This window comes from Methylobacter sp. sgz302048 (assembly GCF_052162025.1).
Lineage (GTDB): Bacteria > Pseudomonadota > Gammaproteobacteria > Methylococcales > Methylomonadaceae > Methylobacter.
On record NZ_CP197401.1, the window covers coordinates 2,639,917 to 2,665,054 of the forward strand.

23 protein-coding genes are annotated in these 25,138 nt (G+C 50.5%); 4 read left to right on the forward strand and 19 right to left on the reverse strand.

The features are described 5' to 3' along the window. Positions 1-46 precede the first annotated feature (46 nt). Positions 47-850, reverse strand: coding sequence for a hypothetical protein (locus ACTNE6_RS12005; RefSeq protein WP_442496880.1), 804 nt, complete (start codon positions 848-850; stop codon positions 47-49). Positions 851-1,142: 292 nt separating this feature from the next. Here ACTNE6_RS12005 and ACTNE6_RS12010 point away from each other — a divergent pair, with 292 nt between their 5' ends. The 3 genes from ACTNE6_RS12010 (at position 1,143) to ACTNE6_RS12020 (ending at position 2,596) form a co-directional block, all read left to right on the forward strand. Further along, the gene (locus ACTNE6_RS12010) at positions 1,143-1,733 is read left to right on the forward strand and encodes a hypothetical protein (protein WP_442496881.1); all 591 of its coding nucleotides are present in this window, start codon (positions 1,143-1,145) and stop codon (positions 1,731-1,733) included. A gap of 7 nt (positions 1,734-1,740) precedes the next feature. Next, entirely contained in the window at positions 1,741-2,166 is a 426-nt protein-coding gene (locus tag ACTNE6_RS12015) for a hypothetical protein (RefSeq protein ID WP_442496882.1), read from the forward strand. Positions 2,167-2,326: 160 nt separating this feature from the next. Then, positions 2,327-2,596, forward strand: coding sequence for a hypothetical protein (locus ACTNE6_RS12020; RefSeq protein ID WP_442496883.1), 270 nt, complete (start codon positions 2,327-2,329; stop codon positions 2,594-2,596). Positions 2,597-2,643: 47 nt separating this feature from the next. Here the strand turns inward: ACTNE6_RS12020 and ACTNE6_RS12025 are convergent, their stop codons facing one another. The 17 genes from ACTNE6_RS12025 to ACTNE6_RS12105 all read right to left on the reverse strand — a co-directional run bounded on the left by ACTNE6_RS12025 (position 2,644) and on the right by ACTNE6_RS12105 (position 20,378). Further along, entirely contained in the window at positions 2,644-3,030 is a 387-nt protein-coding gene (locus ACTNE6_RS12025; protein ID WP_442496884.1) for a hypothetical protein, read from the reverse strand. Further along, positions 3,030-4,790 (reverse strand): Hsp70 family protein, encoded by a 1,761-nt coding sequence (locus tag ACTNE6_RS12030; RefSeq protein WP_442496885.1) that lies wholly within the window; start codon positions 4,788-4,790, stop codon positions 3,030-3,032. Before ACTNE6_RS12030 ends, ACTNE6_RS12025 begins: the two co-directional genes overlap by 1 nt. Positions 4,791-4,799: 9 nt before the next feature. After that, the gene (locus ACTNE6_RS12035) at positions 4,800-5,456 is read right to left on the reverse strand and encodes a nucleotide exchange factor GrpE (protein ID WP_442496886.1); all 657 of its coding nucleotides are present in this window, start codon (positions 5,454-5,456) and stop codon (positions 4,800-4,802) included. Beyond that, positions 5,453-5,791 carry a J domain-containing protein gene (locus ACTNE6_RS12040; RefSeq protein ID WP_442496887.1) on the reverse strand — a complete coding sequence of 113 codons (339 nt, stop codon included), beginning with the start codon at positions 5,789-5,791 and terminating at the stop codon, positions 5,453-5,455. Before ACTNE6_RS12040 ends, ACTNE6_RS12035 begins: the two co-directional genes overlap by 4 nt. After that, entirely contained in the window at positions 5,788-8,298 is a 2,511-nt protein-coding gene (locus ACTNE6_RS12045; protein WP_442496888.1) for a hypothetical protein, read from the reverse strand. Before ACTNE6_RS12045 ends, ACTNE6_RS12040 begins: the two co-directional genes overlap by 4 nt. A gap of 128 nt (positions 8,299-8,426) precedes the next feature. Then, positions 8,427-9,116 (reverse strand): lysozyme inhibitor LprI family protein, encoded by a 690-nt coding sequence (locus tag ACTNE6_RS12050; RefSeq protein ID WP_442496889.1) that lies wholly within the window; start codon positions 9,114-9,116, stop codon positions 8,427-8,429. A gap of 161 nt (positions 9,117-9,277) precedes the next feature. After that, positions 9,278-9,700, reverse strand: coding sequence for a GTP pyrophosphokinase (locus ACTNE6_RS12055; RefSeq protein ID WP_442496890.1), 423 nt, complete (start codon positions 9,698-9,700; stop codon positions 9,278-9,280). Positions 9,701-9,747: 47 nt separating this feature from the next. Then, positions 9,748-10,035: a PAAR domain-containing protein gene (locus ACTNE6_RS12060; RefSeq protein ID WP_442496891.1), complete on the reverse strand. Its 288-nt coding sequence runs from the start codon at positions 10,033-10,035 to the stop codon at positions 9,748-9,750. Between the two features lie 179 nt (positions 10,036-10,214). After that, the gene (locus tag ACTNE6_RS12065; RefSeq protein WP_442496892.1) at positions 10,215-10,841 is read right to left on the reverse strand and encodes a hypothetical protein; all 627 of its coding nucleotides are present in this window, start codon (positions 10,839-10,841) and stop codon (positions 10,215-10,217) included. Continuing rightward, positions 10,838-11,866 (reverse strand): pesticin C-terminus-like muramidase, encoded by a 1,029-nt coding sequence (locus ACTNE6_RS12070; RefSeq protein ID WP_442496893.1) that lies wholly within the window; start codon positions 11,864-11,866, stop codon positions 10,838-10,840. The genes ACTNE6_RS12065 and ACTNE6_RS12070 overlap by 4 nt, the downstream gene beginning before the upstream one ends. 256 nt (positions 11,867-12,122) lie before the next feature. Further along, on the reverse strand, positions 12,123-12,527 hold the full coding sequence (locus ACTNE6_RS12075) for a hypothetical protein (RefSeq protein ID WP_442496894.1): 405 nt from the start codon (positions 12,525-12,527) through the stop codon (positions 12,123-12,125). Positions 12,528-12,542: 15 nt separating this feature from the next. Continuing rightward, positions 12,543-13,088 carry a DUF4123 domain-containing protein gene (locus ACTNE6_RS12080; protein WP_442496895.1) on the reverse strand — a complete coding sequence of 182 codons (546 nt, stop codon included), beginning with the start codon at positions 13,086-13,088 and terminating at the stop codon, positions 12,543-12,545. 11 nt (positions 13,089-13,099) lie between these two features. Beyond that, the gene (locus ACTNE6_RS12085) at positions 13,100-15,196 is read right to left on the reverse strand and encodes a type VI secretion system Vgr family protein (RefSeq protein ID WP_442496896.1); all 2,097 of its coding nucleotides are present in this window, start codon (positions 15,194-15,196) and stop codon (positions 13,100-13,102) included. 385 nt (positions 15,197-15,581) lie between these two features. Continuing rightward, on the reverse strand, positions 15,582-16,613 hold the full coding sequence (locus ACTNE6_RS12090) for an NUDIX domain-containing protein (protein ID WP_434484766.1): 1,032 nt from the start codon (positions 16,611-16,613) through the stop codon (positions 15,582-15,584). Between the two features lie 13 nt (positions 16,614-16,626). Then, the gene (locus tag ACTNE6_RS12095; protein ID WP_442496897.1) at positions 16,627-18,306 is read right to left on the reverse strand and encodes an NAD+ synthase; all 1,680 of its coding nucleotides are present in this window, start codon (positions 18,304-18,306) and stop codon (positions 16,627-16,629) included. Between the two features lie 15 nt (positions 18,307-18,321). Next, the gene (gene pncB, locus ACTNE6_RS12100; RefSeq protein WP_442496898.1) at positions 18,322-19,497 is read right to left on the reverse strand and encodes a nicotinate phosphoribosyltransferase; all 1,176 of its coding nucleotides are present in this window, start codon (positions 19,495-19,497) and stop codon (positions 18,322-18,324) included. 23 nt (positions 19,498-19,520) lie between these two features. Continuing rightward, positions 19,521-20,378, reverse strand: a complete 858-nt coding sequence (locus tag ACTNE6_RS12105; protein ID WP_442496899.1) for a hypothetical protein — start codon at positions 20,376-20,378, stop codon at positions 19,521-19,523. A 155-nt stretch (positions 20,379-20,533) separates the two neighbouring features. On the opposite strand from ACTNE6_RS12105, the gene ACTNE6_RS12110 reads away from it, so the two are divergent. After that, positions 20,534-21,202, forward strand: a complete 669-nt coding sequence (locus ACTNE6_RS12110; RefSeq protein ID WP_442496900.1) for an NUDIX hydrolase — start codon at positions 20,534-20,536, stop codon at positions 21,200-21,202. A 379-nt stretch (positions 21,203-21,581) separates the two neighbouring features. Here the strand turns inward: ACTNE6_RS12110 and mfd are convergent, their stop codons facing one another. Continuing rightward, entirely contained in the window at positions 21,582-25,040 is a 3,459-nt protein-coding gene (gene mfd, locus ACTNE6_RS12115; protein ID WP_442496901.1) for a transcription-repair coupling factor, read from the reverse strand. Positions 25,041-25,138 lie beyond the last annotated feature (98 nt).

Consider the following 25,138-nt stretch of genomic DNA (forward strand, 5'->3'; position numbering starts at 1 on the left):
TCTCAAGGATAGGTACGGATGACGCGATCTTTACAGATTTATAAAATTATTTTGCCATATTGATGCTTTGTAAAACATAATCAAGAGTAATTTCCAGATTACTTTCTCCGGCCGATGTTCCATCGCAAGTTGTAGTAGGTTTAGCCTCCCTGACTTTCCACTCCTCGACATTATTCGGATTTTTTTCCATCACGACATTGTAATGTCCGGCGAAGATTGTCTGTTGTACGTCGACGCAAGGAATCACCAACAGGCTATCGTCAAAACTAACCCTCACTTTCTTGCTCACTTTCTTGCGCAGGTCATAATCTATCGTGACTTCCAATGTTTTGCCAGTTCCATCCTCGCCTTTGAACACCGAAACGCTCGGCATGCCGATGGCGGCCAGCACATCGTCGGTATCGATATCATCATCAAACGGATTTTCACAGATCGGATCCGTTGTGCGCTCAGCGCGTTTAAGCTTCCAGTCAAAGCCGCTGCCATCGCCGGCCAAGCTCATCAATACGTTGTAACGTCCATCAAATGGAGAATTTCTCACATCAACACAAGGGATGACCAATAATTTATCACTAAAACCGGCTACAACTTTTTTCCTGGGATCAATGTCGCCTGATGCGCCGTTTGTACCTGACGTGCCATTCGTACCTGACAGGCCGCTTGTACCTGATGTACCATTTGTACCCGATGTGCCATTTGTACCTGATAGGCCGCTTGTGCCTGATGTGCCATTTGTACCCGATGCGCTCGATGAACTGATTCCATCATCAGGCACATCCTTCGCAAATAAAGGTGTAGTTGCGGCTAAAGAACCGGCTATTAGTATCGCTATATTGCTGCTCATTTTCATAAATGCCTCCTCATAAAAGATAAATTTCGAGCTAAGAATCACTTAATTGGAGTTTTTGTCAGTTCAAATACTCAATAGTTGATCCCTTGAAAACGCTAAAGGTTCAATTTGATATCGAGTTAAATTAAATAGTGACTTTTTGAGAGTGTGTTGCGAACTTCTGAAAAATGCCGGCAAGAAATTCCGATCCGAGATAGATTGTGCGGCAACTGTACGGATTCCCGACTGAAAGCCATTGAACAACCACCCGATCGCATAGTCGAAAATTTTATTTCCAGAAGGTGTGTCAATCATGTTCGCACATGACTTTAAATGGCACTTCATTCGCGACCTAAGCGTTCTTCTTGTTGCCTTGTGTCTGCCTTTGACAGCCTCTTATGGACAAGACGAAGAGCTTGTCGAGCCGTTTCCAACGCCTTCAACCCACCAGGATGGCGCCAGCTGGCCATCGGCAGAGCAAACGCAAGTTCCTGAAGGTACCTTCGCTGTTCAACTTGCTGAAGCGTTAAAGCTTGGCCCTATTTCTGGCGGAACAAAAGCCGAAGAACTATTGAGCAATCTGGGCATAAAACCTTCAAATGGGTGGGTTTCGGAGCGCCCGATCACTCCGGTCGTGCTAAATGATATCGAGAAGGGAATTTCCGCCGCCAGCGATCAAAAGAAAATCGCTCTCAAAAAGGATCAGGCGCTGAAGCTTTTCGGTGATATCAAGGCCAAGCTTGGATTAAATGTTAATCCAAGCCCGGAAACTCTCGTTGACCAGACACCGGGCAATAGGGTGATCTACCGCTATACCGATGCAGAAGGCGTGATTCACTTTACCGATGTATATGATTCCATACCGGAAGAATACCGGAAGAATGTAACAAAGAACTCTGAATGAGCCCTCCATGGACACAGGCAGCGGCGCTGCAAAAACACCCGAACCTCATTTTAATTCAGTAAATACTTGCCCGCAAAGAGAGGCAATTATGAAAAAGCGAGTTATATCTTCGTTGGCCATAATTGGGCTTGCCTTTATGATTCAAAGCTGCGCTTTCTATGCTCAACCTTATGGGCAGGTAGGATTTTACGGCGGAGATGGCCCTTATTACGGTTTTGGCTTGGGTTTAGGGTCTTATAGCTATTATCCTTACCGCCCGTATAGTTATTATGGGTATCGCCCTTATGGCTATCATCCTTATTATTATGGCCACAAGCCATATCGATACTATCAATATGGCCCCAGAAATTACGGTTGGGGAAGCCCCAACAGAGGCAGCGGCCGCAGCAGAGGATTCAGCGGCGGGGGCTTTGGCGGCCTAAGGCGGCGTTGATATTAAGATCAATGTGCAAACACATGCCTCACGATGGCTCTAATTTAATTAATCCCATGCTCAAAATATACGCTTCTCAAGTAAGGAAGTGCCCATTCCCTGGAAAAAGATCGTTCCTTAACGGAGGGATTAAAAAATGTTGCGGACTTTAAAATCCTTAATGTTCATCTTTATACTCAACTCATGCTCGACAATGCCGGCAGGCCCCAGCGTATTGGTGCTGCCAGGCGACGACAAAGACTTTAACCAATTCCATGCTGATGATGTGGCGTGCAGGCAGTACGCCAACGAACTGATCACGGCGCCGCAAAAAGAACCCGACTCTAAAGAGGAAGGCCAGCAAGGTTATGACATCGGCTATATCCAGTGCATGTATGGCAAAGGACATCAAGTTCCGTTGCCGGAAGAAATAGTATACGAGACCTTGTAGGAATGCATACGCCTCCAGCGTCGGAGGCGCCTCCACAAAAGTATTTTTTATTGATTTTGTACCAATAAATGATCAGTGAACGCGTTCAATTGCTGCAACAATTGACTGTGGGGAAACAAATTGCGCACACTGTAGAGCCGTTGTTTCGCAGACAGCAGCTGTTTTTGCGCCAGTAACGCCAAAATTTCCCGGCATTGCTGGTGAATCAAGAAATCACGGAAGACAAGTGCCAGCCCGGTTTTTTTAAAGCGCAGCGAAAGCGCCACAGCGCCGGCGCTTTGCCCGGCTTCGTTGTCCTGCCAGTGCTGTATCGCTTTGGACAGCCAGAACCGGGCGGATTGCTCGGCCGCTATCATGTTGCCTAAATCAGCCTGACATCGGGGGCATTGCGCCGCGCCGCCCAGGCGGGCATTGCAGCATGGGCAGCGTTCCATCAGGATTCCAGATAGTAGATAATGTCGTTCAATTGATCGACCGGCTCTTTCAGGCCTTCGATATCCTTGGCTTTGATGCACGCCGTTATAGTGCCGATCAAATCGACCATATCTTCTTTGTCCGTCTCGGAGACACGCTCAAACAAGCTTTCGGCTTTTGCCATCACACTGCGCGCGGCTTCGATTTCCGGCGCCGCCGGCTCTTCGAAAGGTGCCGGTTCGCCCAACTCATCAGGATTGTGTTCCAATTGCCCGAATAACGACGTGATGCGCTGCTTGGCGGTATCCAGTGTGGTGCTTTCAAAACGCGACAGGGCATTTTTAATGACGATTGATTTTTCCAGACCGGTGGCTTTTTCCTGCGCCGAAACGTGCAGAATGCCGTTGAGGTCCAGAGCCAGCGTCAGCGTTATCACGTTGCCGGCTGCCACATTTTGCAGACCTTCAACCCGAAACTCGCCTATGAGGGTATTATTTAAGGCATCGGGATCTTCGCCTTGATAAATGGCGACTTCAACGAATTCCTGACCATCATAATTGGTCATGAAGGCCTCGGTTTTGCGGTTCGGCAACACGCTGTTCTTATGAATGACCGGCACGAACATGAAAGGGTAAAACTCGCCGTTCAATGTGCCTATAGCGCTGGTGCCATAGGTGTACGGAGTCACGTCGACCAGCACCGTATCCACTTGCTCGCCGCTGATCATGGCCGCCTGAATGGCTGCCCCCATGGCCACGCATAAGTCAGGGTCGACTTCGCCGTGCGGTTCGAAACCGAATTCACTGAACAGGCGCTCCCGTACACAAGGGGTACGGGTGGAGCCGCCGACCAAAATGACTTCATCGATATCCGATGCGGTCAGTTTTGCCCCTTTCAGAGCGATGTGCACGGCATCCAGGGTAGAATTGATATAGTCCTCGATCATAGCCTCGTATTCCATCCGAGACAACTCAACCGACAAATGGACAGGCGATCCCTCATGTTCCAGCAGATACTCTTCCTCAATCTGTGCATAAGGCTGATCGGAAAGCAGGATTTTTGCATTTTCCGCAGCCCGGGCGATGCGCGCCATGGCTTTGCTGTGGTCGCGGGCGTCTACACGGCTGGTTTTCTGCAGATGCTTGAGCAGGTGTTCTATGATTTTCTGATCAAAGTCATCGCCGCCCAGGTGATTGTCGCCGTGGCTGGACAGCACTTCGACAACGCCGGACTGAATGTTGACCACGGACACATCAAACGTGCCGCCGCCCAGGTCATACACCAGCATGCGTTTGGCTTCGGACTGGCTGGCGCCGTAAGCCAGCGCCGCCGCAGTGGGCTCGTTAATCATGCGCACGACTTCCAGCCCGGCAATTTCGCCGGCCTCGCGCGTAGCTTGCCGCTGGGCGTCGGAAAAATAAGCCGGCACGGTGATAACGGCCTTGCCGATCGGTTGCCCGAGGTGCTTTTCGGCAATGGCTTTCAGGCGTTTGAGAATGATCGCGGAAATTTCCTGCGGCGCATAGGACTGGCCCGCCAATGGCACCTGGATGTCTTGCCCCATCAGGCGCTTGATGGATTTAACGGTGCGCTCCGGGTAAACCAGGTATTGGTTCTTCGCCGTTTCACCGACCAGAATGTTGCCGTGGTCATCGATGCCGACAAACGAAGGCAGGATTGTTTTGCCGTCGCCGGCGATAACCCTGACCTTCCCCTGCTCGACAACCGCAACTTCCGAATTGGTAGTGCCTAAATCGATGCCAATGATGATGTCTTTCATAAGTGTTCCCTAGCGTTGATTTTTATTGACTTTAACTTCCGCCAGCCGCAGAACCTGATCCTGGAGCAGAAAACCTTTCCGCAGTTCCTCCAGCACGATGCCGTTTTCGAGCTTTGGGTCATAGCCTGTATCAATCGCACTCATGGTAACAGGATCGAATAACTGGCCAACACAATCTATCGGCCGAACCTGATACTGTCGCAGAAGCTGCTCGAAACGCCTGACCGTCATCGCCTGCCCTTCCCTAAAGTGCTTGATGAACCGTACGTCCTGGTCTCTGGAATGTTTGAACAGCGACGAGACCGGCCTGTAGTTTTGCAAGGCTTCCAGCCCTGCGGCCAGCCGATCATAGATTTCGACAATATCCAGCAGCACGGTGCGCATGATTTGACGCTGTTGTTGCTCCATTCGTTCAGCATGCACGGCAAGCTCCGCCGCCAGGGCTCTATTATCCTCCTGCACAGTGGCCAGCGCCGAGCTGAGCGTATCCAGCGCACTTTTAAACTGCCTGGATTCGGCCTTGACTTCCGCTTTCAAGCCCGCCATTTCGCTCAGCAAGGTGTGCAGGTCGGGCTGCTCCTGTGCGGTGAACGGCTCGAGCCGACTCTGTTCCAGATAATTGCGGAAGTCTTCGAGCAATTCGTTTTTCTGTGCGTCGGTGGTCATGATTTTCTAGCATGAGGTTTGGCGTCAAGGCGCATTGTCTCATCAAGTCCTGCGCGCAGCAGTTGTTTAAAGTGTTCCGGCCTGACCTGCGGGGCTTGCGTTACGTGCAGGGCTTGATCGAGCAATTCATCGAAGTCAGCGGTCGGGACACTGAACAAGGTATGGCTCAGCCGGCTTTTGTGGTCCTTTATCGACAGATAAGCGTTATGTATCAGCTGGAACCGTTCCTGATCGCGATCAGGCGGATTGTCCTTAACTTTCTCTAAATAAGCCTGCTTGATTGCAGCATCGGTTGCGTCGGCTGCAACCTCAAGTATTTCGTAAGGGTTTTTCATGATGATTTACCGAGATTAAAAAGAGAAAAGCCGGATTTTTTGCTTACATTGAAGCACGCCAGGACATCCTCTACGCTGACATTGATGGCGATGCCTAAAGCATCTGCCGCTTTCACTACCATCAGCGCCGTGAATAGATCAGGATTTATCATGATAGCTTGCAGAACTTTGTCGCCATTCGCGCTGTTCAGCTCTTGAACAAGCCGTTCCGGCGATGTTTTCTTGGATAAGGATGCCAGCTTTTTATTGAGCTTGTGGAATGTCTCATAAGACAAATGGCCGAAAAGCTTATCAAACGGATCTTCCGGATTATTCTGTTCAGCCGAAGAAAACAGATTGTCGAGAAAGCGCATCGCTTTCACCGGATGCGCTTGGCGATAGCCGTCCAGGTAATGGCCGATCAGCATTGCGGCGCGATGATCCTTCTCCAGCCTGGCTTTTTCGCGATTGTCCTCCAGGCGCAATCGGTCAATAAAGGAGCAGTGTTCGGGGTCGCCGTCGGTCTCAGAATAAATCCCGTAATAGATCCAGATAGGCTTTTGCCAGCTGGACTGCGCCCGTTTCGAGCAATGGCGCAACAATTCGAAGTGCTTAATGCCGTCCAGCGTCTCGCATAACGCCAGCAGCAGGCTTTCAGCATAATCCTCCTGCTGCAGCGATTTTTTCAGGGCGGCCTTGATTTTCTCCAGCGCCTTGTGCAGTTGCCCCTGAGTGTCCGACTCCTGATCGTACCGCTTTAGCCGTTCAATCAACCGGGCCAGTTCCTGCGCCGATAGCACATGATCTTTTGCGGGCGGCAACTCCCGCAGAAGCGTCGCGACAGGCAGGCCCGTTAAAAGCGCTTCCATGGCGGCCTGAAAATGCATATTGACCGGGTCCGTATTGAGCTGGCTCAAAGCCTCGGTTATATGTTGCAAGCCCTGTCTTTTATCCTGGCTCGCAAAAACCAAAAGCCCCCGCATGAGCTGAGCCTGAAAGATATAACTTTTACCCAATTTCAGGCTTTCCGATTGCTGAATTTCATTTTCAACCGACGGATATGCCCTGCTCTGCAGCAGATTGCGCGCATGCGCTAAATGGCTTAAAAATAGCGCTTGTTTGGCAACCGTATTAAGCGGATCGATAGCTAGTATTTTCTGTGCATATTGACCGGCTTCTTCAGGGGCCTTATCGCGCATGGCTGCCTGAAGCGCCAGAGTCAGCACGTCAAGGTCCCGCAGGAACCGGGCGAGGGCTTTGCCCAGCCATTGTTTAAAGGTGCCGGCTGTGTCCGGGAACTGACCGTAGTAGCCCAGGATCTGCAGATAGCTGCCTTGATCGTCAGGATCATGCTCCAGGCTTTCAATCAGCAACTGGATTTTTTCCTCGGCATCTGGCTGATTTTCCGCAATATGGCGCAAAATCAACGCTATTTTCAAGGCATTGCCGGAGCCTTCCCTTGCCAGGACTTCCATGCATTGCCGCCAATGATATTCGGCATCGTAACTGTTGTCTTCACGCTCGCAGGCCAGAGCCGTTAACCGGTTTTGTTCGAATTCACCGATCGGGCCGAAGGCGCTGTTGAAGTCCTGTTGGCCGGATGAATGCCGGACCAGCATGGCAAGACAGAAGCGCTGCGCCAGTTCCGAACCGCAGAGCGATCGGTAGTGAAGAGCCAGATCAAATTTCATCTGGTCGGACCAGTCATTTTTTTGCTGGCTTAACTGCCCGATAAGCTCGAGCTGCTCTCGCTGCAGCCCTGCTATTTTCCCGATAAGCTCACGTTGCTGAGGATTAAGCTTTAACATCTCCCGAACCAACGCTGAGCCTTTCAGAGTGCAGACCAGCAACAGGCCAGCGGCTTGCGCATAGGGAGAGTGAAGCGGGATTTTGGCCAGCGATGCCTGCGCTTCCCCAGGCGTGACGGATACTGCAGCCGCCGCTTTTAGCAATGTGCGGAAATCCCGGAATGCCGAACGGTAGGGCAGTTGTTTTAGCGCTTCATCCATGCCGCTCAGGTTGTTTTCCTGATAGGCCAGCAATGCCGTCTGCACGTTCGCTAAATGCGCTATAAAGTCGGAGTCTGGCGGCAAGACCTGCTGAAATTCAGGATGATCGGCAATAATCAGCAAGCCCAGCAAGGCGGCCAGTTCGGGATATTCTTTATCCAGTTGCCGGGCGGATAACTGCGCCAGGCATGGCTGAACCCGGGCTGAGTCTTTGATTTTAATTAGCCAGGTAATGTAGTGATCGTATTTCTCGTAAGGCGGCTGGGCATATTGGCTATAGTTTTCCCATGACGCCAGCGCTTTCTTGTACAGACCCTTTGCAGCAAACGCCAGGGCGCTTTGCAGGTAACAATAAGCCAATTGCCGACGCCACTCGCTGTTGTCGGCGCCCTGCAATAAATTTGTGTACAGCTCAATCGCTTTTTTGTATTTACCGGCGTTTGCCTGGGACATCGCCTGTTGTTCAAGGCTATTCTCGGCCATGCTGGAAACCGGCATTTGTCTGTTTTTGATTGGCATGATTGTGCGTGCAGAGATTGATGAACAACGGAAATGAATTATGATAAAGCATCTTTCCAATAAACCCTGCGAAATTCTCTCCCCATGCTATTTGGCTGCGGTGAAATGTCAACAGAACCAGCTACTTGTCATTCAATTTTGTGGTAGGTATAGAAAAAACCACCATTTAGGCCACAGTTATTTTCAGCTGCTTTAAAGGACTCTGTATTCGGATCGATAGTGATGGCATCTGCATCTGTTAATCGCGCTGTAAAATGGTCAGTGCCGACAGTTATTAGTAATTGATTGCCGTTTTCAGTCGCGGTGCCCGTAATCTCACAAGTCCAAGCGCCTTGCTCTGGGTCAGCGGTCTGGATAGTTATCAGATAATTTTTATCTTCTGTCGGATAAACGGTCATTATGCCAATATCCTTTTTTTCATATTGGCCGGCAAGCACAGATAGCTTTTTATCTGCACCGAATACGGCGAGACGTTGTTGGTAAGCGTTTGAAATACAATCGACATCGTTTTGACATTTATCGCGCAATTTGACCCATAGGGCCTGATCCTGGCGTAAACGGGATTTAAAGGCATCATCATTAAACGCGTCGATAAAACTTTTCCATATTTCGCCCAGCTTGCGATCTAGCCGAGCCAGCGTATCGTTGGCGCAAATTGTTTTTTCAACCGCTGTTGTTGCCTTTTTACAGTTGAACGATGGCGCGGTGACCTCTGCCTGGACAAGATTAGCAGTTAGTAATAAGGATATAGCAAGGATATATTTATGATTGAGCATAATGTTATTGATTTTTCTGTCTGCAACATGTGTTTGGTGCATTTGCGCTCTTGTTTATATCTTGCAGCAACGCCATCCTGTATGGATTTCGTGGATTTGGAAAAATATTTTAGGACGGTATCTCCTTTATAAAAAAATAGATGTCCGACTCTAAAGAGGAAGGTCAACAAAGTTATGACCTCTAATCATTACGAGGCATATATTCAAGATTTACTTAGAAACTTTAGCGCTCGGTGATATTTTTTTATTCTTGCCAGATCTATATCATTAATTGAGTCAATTCTGGTCAAATCCATATTATCTTTAATGTCTTCGATTTTTATTTTTCTAGCCAAATCATTAAGAGATACGCGTGAAATAAATTCTTCATAAGTTTCACCATTCCTCTTTGTCAAACAGTCGATAGCCTCAATAATTGTCGTCGAGAAACCTAACCTCTTTAAATCATCAAGCGAAATCTCACTATCTTCGATAACATCGTGTAAAACGGCAACAATTCTTTCGTGCTCGCTTTGAAATTTGAACATTATCCGTAGAGGATGCAGGATGTAAGGCTGACCGGCTTTGTCTATCTGGCCAGCATGAGCTCGAGATGATATTGCAATGGCTGTATCCAAATTACTCACTTTCTTATTTTTCCTTTGTTATATTCCTCTTGATAATCTGCTTCTGCTTATCCCCCGATGATCACCGTAGGACTCCCGCCTATGATCACGCCGCCATGCGCGGTCATATCGCCCATTCGCGCGGCGGGCATATTGCCGATCATGACGGTGGCCGAGCCCTGGGCGATCGTGTCGGGCGGTCCCACGCAAACGCAGGTGTCGCCGACACGGGCGGCCGGCAGATAGCCGATCATCACGGTCGGGCAACCGGCGGCTATAGGGCCGCCGACGTGCGGAACGGTGCCGGTAACCATCGGACAAGTGTGCATATCGGAAATTCGGGCGGCGGGGGGCATAGAGACTCCTTAAACTCGGGATAAACGGTAAATGGTCGATTTTTATTAAAGGTTAGCTTATCAAATTATGGACGAAATCAATTTATTCAGGATTGCTTAAATGTACCCTGCAATGCCAATACGGGATCTGTCAAAGTCCGATATAACTTTAGCCGAGTAACGAAAGTATTTGGCTACAGCTATTTCAACCGGACCCAGCGCTGGTAGCCGGGATATACGTCTGATCCAGGCATCCGCTTTCCATCTTTAAGTTCTACGAGAGCCAGGTTGGACCACATCGTTTGATTATCATGTGACACGAAGAACTGGGCGAACCAGTCATTACCTATGCGCACTTCGTAAAGAATGTCATCTTTACTAGCGCCTACGATTTTGAACTCCTCAAGAGAATCCGGTTCGCGCTGAAACCACAGGTTGAATTCTTTTCTGATGGTTTCAGGAAATTGATCGCATGCCCCAGGCCTATAGCCGTATCCAAAAATTTTATGTCTGCACAAGGTCTTGTCGCCCATGGTATGCATTTCCATAATGGAAAGCGCCTCTCCCGTAATCGGGTCCCGGTCCGGGAAGAAGCTGACTTCCAAGCCAGTGGGCAGAACAACATTATCAATATCATTCCAATACAGATTCGTGATGTCATAGGGCGTCAGTTTGTTGTCGTCTTTTACAATATAGACTTCGGCCACTTTCCAACGGCCGCCAATTTTGGGCTCAAGCATGTTTTGGGATTCTCCGGATTCGGCAGATTGAATGGTGAGATGAAACAAAATAATAAATAACGTAAAAAGAAATTTGCCTGGATTCATGGATTATTTCCCTGCAGCAAGGTATCCTCGGTTAAAAGATTTCCAGCATTGAAATGAGCTCTTAAATAAGAATATTCTCTATCCCTCTCTCTTAGTCGAGTAAAGATTTCATTCTGGTCTCGTATTGAAATTGCCTTAGCCAGCCCTCTATTGATAGTACCCGTGTGATATACTTTTGATAAAACAGTTGTTTGTTCCTCTCTATCAAGATCATCGAAAGAAACACCTCTCAATCTGTCACGACGCGATTCATATTGTTCTACAGCCCTTTTTAAGTGATCTTTTAAAGAACTGTAATTCAAGGTATCCACTTCGTTTTGGTTCAAGGTCAGCGGGTGCATGCGCAGGTACTGGCAAGCTTCTGCGCGGGTTTTGCCCGCGTACGGCTTTAATTTATCTTTAAGCGCCTGAGCCTGTTCAGCATTCAATAGTCTGGTACCAGCAACGCCATCATCCACCAAGCGATCGATGTCTCTCTCTGATTTTTGCCCCAGATCGACCCCCGCACCCACCGTAACACCGGCACGATTTAAAGATTCACCAACACTCCAGCCACTGAGTGCCCCTCTATCGCGCGCTGTGGAAGGCTGCAAAACATTAATGGAACGAGTGCCGAGGTTAACCCTTCTTTGCTCGAATGCCGGAGCCCAAGGCACATAAGCGCCGCCATAGTTATCCTCCCAGCCTAAAATCTTATCAATATCGGCACGCATGGTTTTGCCAGTCTCCGCTTGAGCGTCATGCAGAATTTTTTGCTTCGCAGCCTCGCTAATGCCCATTTTAACGGTAGGACTAACACAGTTTAGTTTGCTCGGTCCCCTTTCGTTCGGGCATGGCTGGTAAACGCCATCAGAAACCATGCCTGGACGAATCCGGTTTGCAGTTAACAGAACTTCTGCCTTTTCTGCCGGAGTCATAGTGCTCAGCCTCTCTTGCCACTCGACGGCCACCGGTTGAAGGTTCTGCCGCTCTTCTTCCGTCAGCGGCTGTGGAAGCCTTCTTCTCGATCGTCTTGATCTAGCCATAAATTAATTCCTGCTGTATTTTTATTTTCGATTTCATCCTGCAAGCTGGTGCCGGTTTATAGGATAAAAACATGATCCACCTTGACGCCTTTTTAATACTTACCATGCACATAATCACATCCATTGACTGGTTTTTGTAGTCACTAAAAGGCAGTGGTTCAGAGAAATGCCGGATTTTAGTTCTTGGACCCGCTGGAGCCATTTGTTTATATTCAGCTAATATTTACCCGTTCAAGCCAAGGATTCTTCCAGATTATTAATTCTTTGCCGGCAGGCCGATTCTTGATCCCACGGCATAGTCAAGCCAAATCAAAGCGGCCTCTATTTCCTCTTCTTCATCGCCATAGCTTTTAATGGTTGCCAACATTCTGTTTACATATCGATCATCGCCACCTAAATGTATTGCTTTGAGAACCAAAACGGTCAATGCAATATAAGCTGCCTGTCGGGTAAATCCATTTGACTGCCCCCAGTCAAACAGCCAATTGGCAATATTGTAGATTTGCTCCAATTCCAGAACATGTCCTGCCTGAAATTCACTTTCCCACTGCGGTTTGAAAGCCAACCATGCTGCGACGGCGTCTCGAACATAGCGATCAGTCTGTCGATCGATAAACTGGTCGGACAATTGCTGCTTTTGTGATTTGGTTATGACGAACATAATGATCCGAGTTGTTCAGGTTAACGTATCCATGAGTAAATTTTGTCTGTCCCGAAAAAAACTGGCCAGGTTCTTGCCCTCGTTTGTTTCAGCGAACCAGGTTTTCACCGGTCCGAAAAACTCGGCGCTCTGCTCGGCATTGCAGGTCGGCAAAAAAGTGCTCAGCACGCGCGGATCGTAGTAACGAAACAACAAAGATTTATGGAGTTCCCGGTCGTAGACCATGTTCAGCTTGCGCAAATGCCGATGCAAGGTGCGAAAGTCGCAGTCGGCGACTGCGAATATGCCCCAGTGCCTGCCCCAGCCCTGCCCCGTCACCCACTCGGTAAACGCCGTGCCCAGTTCCAGCCGAACCAGATACGGCGCGCATTCGGCGATGTCCGGCGCCAGTTCGCCGCGGTACAGGCAGGCGAATTCGGGGCGCTCGTCATACAGATGATCGAGCAGCGCCGGATTGGAGGCGCCGTCCAGAATGGCGTAGGCCTGCAGGTTCGGGCTGTCGAACAGCTGGCGCATCAGGTTTTTCTGTAAAAGTTCGGCTTTCTGCAGAGTAATCGTCATGTTCGCGGCCCTCAAGCTTTATTGCCCGCGGCCGCTTCCGCGCACTTTTCACAGAAAGGGGCGCCGTTCTGTGCGGCTTCTTTCAGTACCTGAGCAGAGGGGCCGTAGACGGTCGGTTTGGGCGGCCGCGAGGCGGCTTTGGCTTCATTGACCTGACCGGCCTTGTCCTGGTCGGCTTCTTTGGGCGCTTTGGGCGCATCCGGCGCACAGCCCGAACCCGATCCGGCCGACCCGCCGCTGTTGATCAGGACCGGCGTGCCGGAGATCGTCACACCGGAAGGCCCGACGACAATGAAGCCGCCGCCGGCTTTCAGGGTAATGCTGGCGCCGGCCTCGATGACGACGTTCATGCCGGCCTTCAAGTGGATTTCCTGGCCGGCGTCGAGCGCGTGCTTCATGCCCACTTTTTCCTGCATGTCCTGATCGACCTTGAGGGAAAGGCTGCCGACCACCGCCGCGTTGCTGTCGCCTTTGATCGTTGAATGCCGGTCGCCGTCGATTTGCTCCAGCAGGTCTTTTTTGACGATCAGATGCCGCTCGTTGCCGATCCATTCCAGGCTGTCGTTCTTAACGCGCACATCCAGGTTGCGCTCGGCATGGATAAACACCTGTTCTTCGCCTTTTTTGTCGTCGAAGCGCAGTTCGTTGAAGCCGTCTCCGCCTTTGGTGGAGTTGGTCTTGATCGTGCTGATGTGGGCGTTGTCAGGCAGTTTGTACGGCGGCATCGAACCGTCGTTGTACACGCGGCCGCTGATGATGGGCTGGTCGGGATCGCCTTCCAGGAAGTCGACGAGTACTTCCTGGCCGATGCGGGGCAGCGCGATCATGCCCCAGCTCTTGCCGGCCCAGGGCTGCGACACCCGCACCCAGCAGGAGCTGTTTTCGTCGGCCTTGCCGTAGCGGTCCCAGTGGAACTGGACCTTCACCCGGCCGTATTGGTCAGTATAGATTTCCTCGCCGGCAGGCCCCACTACGAAGGCGGTCTGCGCACCTTGAATATGGGGTTTTGGTGTGCTGCGCGGGGTGCGGTAAGGCCGCTTGTTGTCCTGGACGGTAAAGCTGCAGTCAAAGAGCTTGTCTTCGCCGGCGGCGGCTCCGGAGGACCCGTATTCATCCAGTTGCAGGCGGTAATTGGCCGAAATCACCAGGTATTCGCGGTTCTGGTCCTGGCGCGGAAATTCTTTCAGCTTGAACCGGCAGCCGACCGCCAGGCCGCGGGCGTTGCCTCTGCCCTCGCCGCGTTCGAAGCGGGCATGCTGTTCCTCGATGCGCTGGCGGACGAAATTGTCGCCGATGCCGGTTTCCGTGTAGCGGCCGGGGTAATCGAAGAGTTCATAGCCGGCCCGTGCATGGGACTCCATGAGCAGGGCTTTGACCCGCAGGTCGGCTTTCGGCTTCTTGAAGTCGTAATCGGTCAGTTCATAGGCGCCCGGCTGGACTTCGTGCATGAAGGACCAGGCCTGAATGTGGTCCTTGCGGGTACGGTCCGTCGAGCCGGTGTCGACATGGTAAGGGATGCTGTCATAGCCCGGAAACGGATCATGGGCATTGCCGGAGTCGGCCAGGACCAGGTAATGCTTGTCCTTTTCATGGCTGAAATAATAGTAAATACCTTCGTCTTCCATCAGCCGACTGACAAAGTTGAAATCCGTCTCGCGGTATTGCACGCAATATTCGCGCGTGGCATAGCTGCCGCTCAACTTTACTTTGAAGTCACTGAAGCCGTGGTCCTGAAAGACTTGCTTGATAATCTCGGGCACGGATTGGTTCTGGAAGATCCGGCAGTTGGAGGTGCGGGTCAGAAACCACAGCCAGGGCTGGACTGCGACGTGGTAACAGGCCAAGCCATTCAGGTCGCTGCCTTGCCCGAAGCGGCTGATATAGCCGTGAAAGTAGCGCCAGTTGCCGGTCTCCAGCTGCAGCCTAATGACGATGGGTTCGCCCAGGATTTTTTTGGGGTCGATGGCCCGGTCTTCGCTGACCAGATCCACGCGATACTCGAACGGCTCGCTCAAGCCCTCCCGGCCGTGCATCTGGTAAAACAGTAAGGTATCTTCACCAAGCGAGGTAAAGACCTGAATCTTCCGATTTTTTTGTGTAACCGCCATGTTTGTTTTTATTCCTGAAACAAAGATGCATCCAATACTGAACGTCCGCCTATAAACGGCCGATGCCAGTTTTGCCGTTTATACCATTTTCTCCATATCCGGCCAATGTTATTGGATTGCCGATAAAAGTCAATGCCGATTGCTTCGGCGCCACCAATATCTTCCCTTTCCCGATACCCGCACGGGACACTAAAGAAAAGGTTTCACCTGAGCCGGACGTATATCAGCGACAATATTTCCGTTCGCGCGGACAATTTCACCTCACCCTTACATCAATGGTAAGGGGCGGCAATGATTGCATGGCGATATCAAGGAAGCAACTGCCATGCAGAAAAACTGCCGCCCAGCCTCGAGTAACCAAAATCAGGCGAGGCGTATTATTTTTTCAACGCAAACCTAGAAACTCATTCAGGATGTGAAAGTGGTCCTCAAAAAACAGCTCTTCCATATCATTGAGCTGATCGATCGCTATCCAGGTCACCTCTTCCAAATCATCGGCGGCTTTAATAGCCGGAAACTTGGCGCCTCTCAAATCAAAGAAGTGAGCGTGGGTAATCACGCGTCCGCGACAGGACCGTTTGGGATGATCAAACACTTTAACGGCTTTAAAGTCATTGATCAGCGTTACAGGCATCAGACCTATCTGCGTCTCTTCTTTCAGCTCTCTCAGGGCCGCTGTAAAAACGCGTTCATCTTTTTCGACAAACCCGCCAGGCAGAGCCCACAATCCCTTGCCCGGGCAATGCTTTCTTTTGCCCAATAATACGGAATTATTTATTTTAACGACGGCATCAGCGGTACTGAAAATAACGGGATAAGGGCTTCCGCGCCATAAGTCCTGCTCATGCTTCACTTGTTTATATTCTTTCACCAGCTCGCGGTACTCGGCTCTCAGCGACCACGCCTTCAGAAACTGTTTAACAGGCGGCAGTATCCAGTCGGATATCGCTGAAAGCGACACGTCAACATCTTCCGCTTCAAAATAGATGGACCTCAACTCCGAGGCATCTATTTTGATATCCGATTCAACCGGAAGGTAACTCCATTCCTGGAAGTTATCCAGATAATACGTATCGATATCCGTTTCTTTTTTATGACCGACGAGCGCAATATCCTGAGCGGCGTATTCGCCGACAATCCTTTTGACTTCGGTATTCCAGCGCTCATCATTATAGTAATCACGGATAGGGACACAGACTGTGCGCGCCCTGTCTTCTTCTGATAATGTCGAAAGTATCATTTCCCGGCGCTCTGTCCATTTAAACGGATTTCTTGGATTCCGCGACTGGAAGGATGAGCCGATGATAATGATCACCTGTTCCGCAATTTCCAACGCCTTGCGCTTTAATAATTCATGCCCGACGTGAGAGATCTGATGGCGGCCGATCACAACGGCTACTTTAAATTTCTTTTTCATGCGTATGTATTTTTTAATATTTTGCTGCGATTGGCATTTGCCTGCCGTTGCCGAACGCTCTTGCCCGAATCCTGATGATCAGCGGCGCCTGAAAACGTTTGTATTCATTCCGCGCAATCATTTTTGTAATCTTATTGACCAGCCCTTGATTTGTTTCATTGATCTGATCCACATAAGATTTTACCCGTTGATACTCAGTTTTGGATAATTGCTTGCCTTCAATTATATACTTCAAAATTTCATCCAAAACCTCATAAGGCGGCAAGCTGTCCGTATCTTTCTGGTCAGGCGCCAGCTCTGCAGAAGGTTCTTTGGTGATAATGTCCGCAGGTATCATTTCACGCCCCGCTCGGTCATTGATATATCGGGATAAACGATAAACTTCCGTTTTATACAAATCACCGATCAGGTTCAAACCGCCGTTGGTGTCGCCATACAACGTGCAATAACCGACGGATATCTCGGATTTATTGCCTGTTGATAACAACAAAGCCCCGAATTCATTGGAATACTCCATTAAAATGGTACCACGAATACGGGCTTGCAGATTCTCCAAAGTCAGACCTTTCAAGGTCCTGGCAAAAGCCGAACTGAAATCCCTGGCATATTGCTCCACCAAAGTCTTGATGGGGTGGACAATCAACTCAATACCCAGGTTGCTGCACAGCGCTTCGGAATCCGTTACCGAGCCCGCGCTTGAAAAAACAGAAGACATGGTGATCGCCACCACATTCTCCGGCCCCAATGCTTCCGCCGCTAAAGCCAACGTCAAGGCCGAATCAATGCCGCCCGAGGACCCGACGACCACTTTCTTGAAGCCGCACCGGCGCACATAATCTCTTAGCCCCAATACAATCTGATTAAAAGCCAACTCGCTGTCGGACATCGCTTTAATGGCATCGGCGCCTGACTGGAAGCCGGCTTCCTTGACATCAAAAGCCAGGTATTCCTGGGTAGCGCTGAAACGCGCCGCTTCAAAAACAAGCGCCCCTCTCCGGTCCATGGCAAATGACGCTCCGTCGAATACCAGGCTGTCCTGTCCGCCCACCGAATTCACGTACAGCAAAGGCAATTCATAACGCGCGGCCACGTTGGACATGATGTCATGGCGCTGCTCGCGTTTACCGATATTGGACGGGCTGGCGTTGATGCTGACTACCAGATCGGGCTTTTGCGCCATCAACTGTTTAAAGGGATTTTCCCTGTATTCCGTCTCGCTGTCGTTCCAGCCGTCTTCACAGATGATCAGCCCTATTTTGGTGTTGCCGACTGTGATGACGCAAGGCGCCACAGGGCCGGGTTCAAAATGCCGTCTTTCATCGAAGACGTTATAGGTAGGCAACAGTTGTTTGTAATACTCGGTCGCAATGGCCCCGTTTCTGATCGCCACCAGGGCGTTATAAAAAGGCTTGCCTTGACCCGAGTTTTTGCGGACCGTGCCGACAATGGTCGTTAATGACGGAACCTGTTCTGAAAACGCCAGCAGATCCGTCAAGGCCTGCTCTGATTGATCCTGGAAGAAAGGTTCATCGATCAGGTCGTAAGGGTAATAGCCGCATACCGACAATTCCGGGAACACCAGTAAATCGGCTCTGCTTTGATCCGCTTGTCTCATGGCTTCCATCATGGTTGCCGTATTGCCTTGAAAGTCAGCAACGGTTGAATTCATTTGGTTGATTGCAATCTTGATCATTCCTTTTCCCCTGATTTATGCGGCGTAATTGAAGACCTGTTTCAGATAAGCCACGTAAACGTCATCTTCACAGAGCGTCTTCCCTGGCGCATCGGACAGCTTGGCAACGGGCCGGCCGTTCAGGCTCATCAGTTTCATGACAATATTCAATGGCTTGATCCCAGCGTCGTTAGTAAGATGAGTACCGATACCGAAGCCGGTTTTAATGCGGTCGGCGAAGTGCTCGTATAACTCCAACGCCAGCTGAAAATCCAGGCCATCGGAAAAAACTAAGCGTTTGGTGCTGGCATCAATATTCAGTTTTGCGTAATGCGCCAGCCCTTTTTCGCCCCACTCGAAAGGGCATGAGGAGTCATGTCGCAAGCCTTCGTACGAGACAGCAAGCGCCCGGTCCAAATCATTCAAAAAAGCATCCATGCTGATCGTGTCCGTCAGTGCGGTTGCCAGGGAGCCATTAAACTCTTTCAGCCAATCGGCCAGGGCATTTTTCTGGAAATCACGCAGATTGCAAGAACTTGCCTGATAGGATTGCAGATACTCATGCGCCATCGTGCCGATCGGCGTGAGACCGTATTTTTTTGCCAGATAAACATTAGAGGTCCCTTTAAAATACTCGGGCAGTTCGGCTTTTAATGTCCGGACCATTTCATCCTGCCACAGCCCTGACCAGCGCCTTCTTAATCCGAAATCGAAAAATTCAAAAGGATGTTTTCTGTTAAATTGATGATCTCTAACCAGCCCGATTTTCCGCTGCAGCCGGTTGCGGCTTTCCTGAAGCAATGCCGCCTGATCGAAGCGCCGGAAATACAGCTCGGAAACGATATATAAGCAAAATATTTCAAAACCCATGATATGGATTTGCGGGCCTTCGGCATCGATCATCAATGCGTCTTTATCTACAGCGACCCTGATAAAATCCCTCTGAAATCTGAAAATGGCGAGAAAGGCAATAAAATCGCTGCTAAAGAGTTGCAAGGATCTCAAATAGTCCAGTTCATCCTTTTGAAAAGACAGGCTGCACAGGTGATCCAATTCCTTATTGAGATCGTCGGCCAATTGCGACAATGGGTATTCAGGCTTGCTTCGGCATAAGAATTTGTATTTAGCCATAGCGCCAGGATTCTTATGCAGCATCGCCTGCCACATGGTGAACTTGTACATATCGTTTTCTAACAGGCTCTTCACTATCATCCGTTTATTTCCTTATGTTCTTGTTATTTGTTTGCCATTAATTCGGGCAGGATCTCTGCCGAAGTAGCCAGCCGCAGCCCCATGGCCGCCAGATTGTTGAAAGTATCCTGCGTTTTGGCTTCGTAGCCCGGGATTGCGCTCATGCAATCCGTCAGCACCACCAGTTTTTTTCGGCATTCAATGCCGAGGTTATTCACCGCATCCCAAATAGTCTTGCTGACACAGTGGCTGCTCGCCTCGCCCGTAAAAAGCACCAGATCTGCCGATTGGTACTTATCAATGGAAGCCCACCGCAGTAAAGTGGAAGGTTTGTCCGGATCTGCCACTTCCGCTTGCAATGCCGAATAATGTTCTGACCAGGGGTCTTCGCCTTTCTGGATATAATCGACATGCTTCAATTGCCGGCTTTCCCATGCGCTGCACGCGGCCAGGATATCGGCATGTATGTTGTGGCCGAATGACCCTATCTGGCAATGAACCGGCCATACAGAAATGCTTCCGATCCCTGCTGCTTCCAGCTGCGCAAAATAGGCCATGACTTTTTCCGTCGCGCCTACCATACGCGGACGGTATTTTTTTCCAATCACATCATTCAAGGTGATCCTGACTGGCTCGGTCAATGCATTGCCGTCGACATCCATCCAGAAAGAAACGTGCCCCATATCCAGATACTGGTGCGTATCCATAAAAGCCTCGATCGCAGTAATCCCTGCGCCGCCCTCGTTAATCAGCCTGGCTATTCTCAGGCAATCCTGATGCGCGCCGGTTACAGGCAGCGAAGGTGTATATTTGACGCCTTGAATCGTCGGGCGGTAGCCTTCCGGCAAATCGCAAAAGTCATTTTGCGCGTCAATAATGACAAGTTGAATGTTCTTTTTCATTATGCCTCTCTCTCCTTTAGCAGTTGGGATAAGCATAGTTTACTTAGTTTCAATTTGCAACTAAATATCCAATAAAAAATTAATGCCCCACTTAAGGTTGACAATATTTACTATTTAATTAGTATAAAAATGAAACTAACTATGTTTTTTCTATTATGAACTCAAGCATCATCCAAACCATTGATGTGGTCTTGTTGACCATAAAAAACAGCACCCTCCATGTGGCGTTGCTCAAACGTGAAAACCCGCCCTTTCAAGATCACTATGCGCTGCCCGGGGGGTATGTGCATGAGCAGGAAGATAACGACTGTCTGGACAGTGCGCTACGGGTTTTAAAGACTAAAATGGGCATACGCCCGCCTTATCTGGAGCAACTGGAAACTTTTTCCGGTAAATACAGAGATCCGAGAGGCTGGTCGGTGTCTGTGGTTTATTTTGCCTTGGTGCCTCTGGAAGTAATTGAAGCAGCGAATACCCCTTTGGCATCATTGGCCGACATTGATGACGTGAAGGAACTGCCTTTCGATCATGCGAAAATTATAAAAACTACCATTAGCCGCATCAGGAATAAAGCGCAATATTCTTCTTTACCCTGTTTTTTAGCAGGCGAGACGTTTACCTTGCCGACTTTACAAAAGATCTATGAAATTTGTCTTAATGAAAAACTCAATAAAGTGTCTTTCAGGCGAAAAATAGCGGAAATGGATGTGATTGAAGAAGTGGCGGGGCAATTATCCAGACAGGGTGCCTATCGGCCTGCCAAAATTTATAAACTGAAATCCCCTTATCTTGATAAATTAAAAACGCTCGAAAGTGGGTTATGATTGGATGAGCAACGGGTAAGGATTTGGCCCTAAATAATTTCCCTGATTAATATAGGATGTGCCGACGACAGGAGGCGCATCGTTCGCGATTGATGCGCTTCACTGTGTCGCTTAAAGCGCCTACTCTTGGTCAGCACATCCTATGCCGGATTCTGATTTCAGGAAGTAAATTTTAGCTAGATCCTAAATACTCCTGCACAACATGCCGAATAGCCAGGGAGAGGCCGCGGTAATAGTTTTAGGACTTATGCAAAAAATGCGGGGGCGACTTTAGCCGCCCCACAAGTTTTAAAACAGCTTTCCGACTTTTTCAAATCATCTCACCCCCATCTTCTCCCGTAGAGAGAAAGGCAGCCTGAAAATAAAACACCGCCCACGCCTAGTCAATCGTCAATCGCTGCAGCAACGCTGAAATAAACTCCAGCTTTTCTTGCGTCGTAGCGAACGTTTTCACAAACCTCAGCTTATCGGCGCCGTCGAATTTATAAACCTGGGCCTCGGTTTGTATCAAGGTGATCAGCTGTTCGGTATTGATAACAGGCTGCGCACTGAAAACAAGGCGGCCGCCGGCTGCGCTGGCTTCGACTTTCCTGATGCCCAGTTTTTCGGCCTTCTGCTTTAATTCGGCAACGCTGAACAGGGTTTTTACCGACTCCGGCAGCAGGCCGAAGCGATCTATCATTTCCACTTGCAACTCGCGCAGATCCTCCTGCGTTTCGGCGCTGGCTATGCGTTTATACAGCACCAGCCGCGCATGGATGTCGGGCAGGTAATCTTCCGGTATCAACGCCGGCGCCTGCAGATCGACTTCCGGCCCCATATCCATCGGCGCTTCAAGCTCCGGCTGTCTGCCCGATTTCAATGCATTGACCGCGCGCTCCAGCAGTTCGGTATACAGCGTAAAGCCGATTTCCTGGATTTGGCCGCTTTGATCGTCGCCGAGTAGCTCGCCGGCGCCGCGGATTTCCAGATCGTGCGACGACAGCATGAAGCCGGCGCCCAGATCGCCCGATGCTTCAACCGCTTCCAGCCGCTTTACCGCATCCTTACTCAACAAGGTTTTGGGCGGCACGACGAAATAGGCATAAGCGCGGTGATGCGAGCGCCCTACCCGGCCGCGCAGCTGGTGCAATTGCGCCAGGCCCAGCTTATCGGCGCGGTTGATGATAATGGTGTTGGCACTGGGAATGTCGATGCCGCTTTCGATAATCGTGCTGCAAATCAGCAGGTTGAAACGCTGGTGGTAGAAATCCAGCATAATGCGTTCCAGCTCGCGCTCCGGCATCTGGCCGTGCGCGATCTCGATGCGCGCTTCCGGCACCAGCCTGCCGAGCTCCAGTGCCATTTTCTCCATTGACTTGACGTCGTTATGCAGAAAGAAAACCTGGCCGCCGCGCTTGATCTCGCGCAGGCAGGCTTCCCTGATCTGCGAATCTATCCATTCGCTGATAAAAGTCTTAATGGCATGCCGGTTCGGCGGCGGACTGGCGATAATGGAAATATCGCGCAGGCCGGACATGGCCATATTCAACGTGCGCGGAATCGGCGTCGCGGTCAGCGTCAGCATGTCCAGTTCGTTGCGAAGCTTTTTGAAGTGCTCTTTCTGGCGCACGCCGAAACGGTGTTCCTCGTCGATAATGACCAGGCCCAGCGCCTTGTACTTAATCTCGTTCGACAGCAGCTTGTGGGTGCCGATCACGATGTCGACCTTGCCCTGCTCCAGCTCGTCCGTGATTTCCTTCTGCTGCTTGGGCGTCACAAACCGCGACATGACCTCGACGCGCACGGGCCAATCGGCGAAACGATCCCTGAAATTCTGATAATGCTGCTGCGCCAGCAAGGTTGTCGGCACCAGCACGGCCACCTGCTTGCCGCTTTGCACGGCGATAAAAGCCGCACGCATCGAGACTTCGGTCTTGCCGAAGCCGACATCGCCGCAGATCACGCGGTCCATAGGCTGCGGGCTGGCCATATCATCCAGAATGGCTTCAATGGCGGTTTGCTGATCCGGCGTTTCTTCAAACGGGAAGGCGTCGGCAAAAGCCTGGTATTCGACATTATCGACATCAAACGCATGACCCTGTTTAATCGCCCGCTTGGCATGAATTTCCAGCAGTTCGGCTGCGACGTCGCGGATGCGCTCGATGGCCTTTTTCTTGGCTTTGCTCCACTGATCGCCGCCCAGCTTGTGCAAGGGCGCTTCTTCAGGACTCATGCCCGTATAACGGCCGATCACATGCAGCGACGAAACCGGCACATACAGCTTATCGTTATTGGCGTATTCCAGCGTCAGAAACTCGGCCGGAACGCCGCCGATTTCCAACGTCTGCAGCCCCATGTAGCGGCCGACGCCATGCTCCTGATGCACGACCGGCGAGCCTATCGTCAGCTCATTCAGGTTATTGACGATATTTTCCAGCTCGCGGGCCGCCGATCTCCGCCGCCGGCGCCGCTGCTGCACCTTCTCGCCGGAAAGCAGGCTTTCGGTAATAACGGCGATAGGCGGATTGTCCAGCCACAGGCCGTGATCCATAGGCGCGACCACGATACACGGCGATGTCTCGCTGCGCAGAAAGTCCTGCCAGCTGTCCACCTGTCTGACCTTGATGCCATATTGCCTCAGCTTTTCGATTAGGCCTTCGCGGCGGCCGGCCGACTCGGCCACAAACAGTATTTTGCCTGCGAACTCGCGGCCGAACTGCTGAAGGGCCTGTGCCGGCTCTTTCAGCTTGGCGTCTATTGTCAAATCCGGCAACACATGACAGTTGAAATCGACCCGATTGCCCTCGACGGTAATCTGATTCTCAATGGTAATGCGGGCAAACGCGGCCGTTTTTTGCACCAGATCCTGCGCCGACAGAAACAACAGCTCGGGCGCCAGCAATGGCCGCTCGACGTCGTATTTTCTTTGCTGAAAACGTTCTTCGGCTTCGGCATAAAAAGCCTGCGACAGATCGGCGAAAGCCGCGGGCATGACCAAAGTCGCCGAGGCGGGCAGATAATCGAACAAAGTTGCGGTTTGCTCTACAAACAGCGGCAGATAATATTCGATGCCGCCCGGCGTAATACCTTTGCTGACATCGAGATACAAATTATTTTTAGGCGAAGCCTGGGGAAAACAATCCCTGAAAGCCTGGCGGAAATGTTTGATCGACTCATCGGTCAATGGAAACTCGCGCGCCGGAAACAGCTCGATCTGCTCTATTTTTTCCAGCGAGCGCTGGGTTTCAGGATCAAACGTGCGGATCGATTCAATGTCCTCGTCGAACAGTTCGATCCGGAACGGCACCTTGCTGCCCATCGGGAACAAGTCGACTATCGAACCGCGCACGGCAAATTCGGCATGCTGAAAAACCTGCGGCACGCATTGATAACCGACGCTTTCGAGCTTGATCCGGTTCAGCTCCAGGTTGAAAATATCGCCGACCTTGACCACAAAACTGTGCGCCAAAACATGCTCGCGCGGCGCCAGCCGGTGCATTAGCGTCGTCACCGAAACGATCAGCGCGCCGCGTTTGACCTGCGGCAACAGCGCCAGCGTTTTCAGCCGTTCCGAAATAATTTCCGGCAGCGGCGAAAACACGTCGTAAGGCAGCGTCTCCCAGTCGGGAAAATGCAGAATCGGATGCTCGCTTCCTAAAAAGAACGCTAACTCATGCTCTAGACGCAAGGCCGTCTGATTATCCGGCGTCACGATGACAAACAGGCGATTTTCGTTTTTAATCGCGGAAGTCAATGCCAGCGCATCGCCGCAACCGGCCAGGCCGGACCAGACCAGGGATGGATTATCTTTTTGAGGAACGCCGGGAGAAAAAATCAAATCGGGATTGTTAGCCATTACTTAACGAGCAGTCAATATAAAACGCATTATATAACAAATACTTAGCAATAATCATAAATAAATCGGCAACGTAGGTGCAAATTTACTTGTGCCCC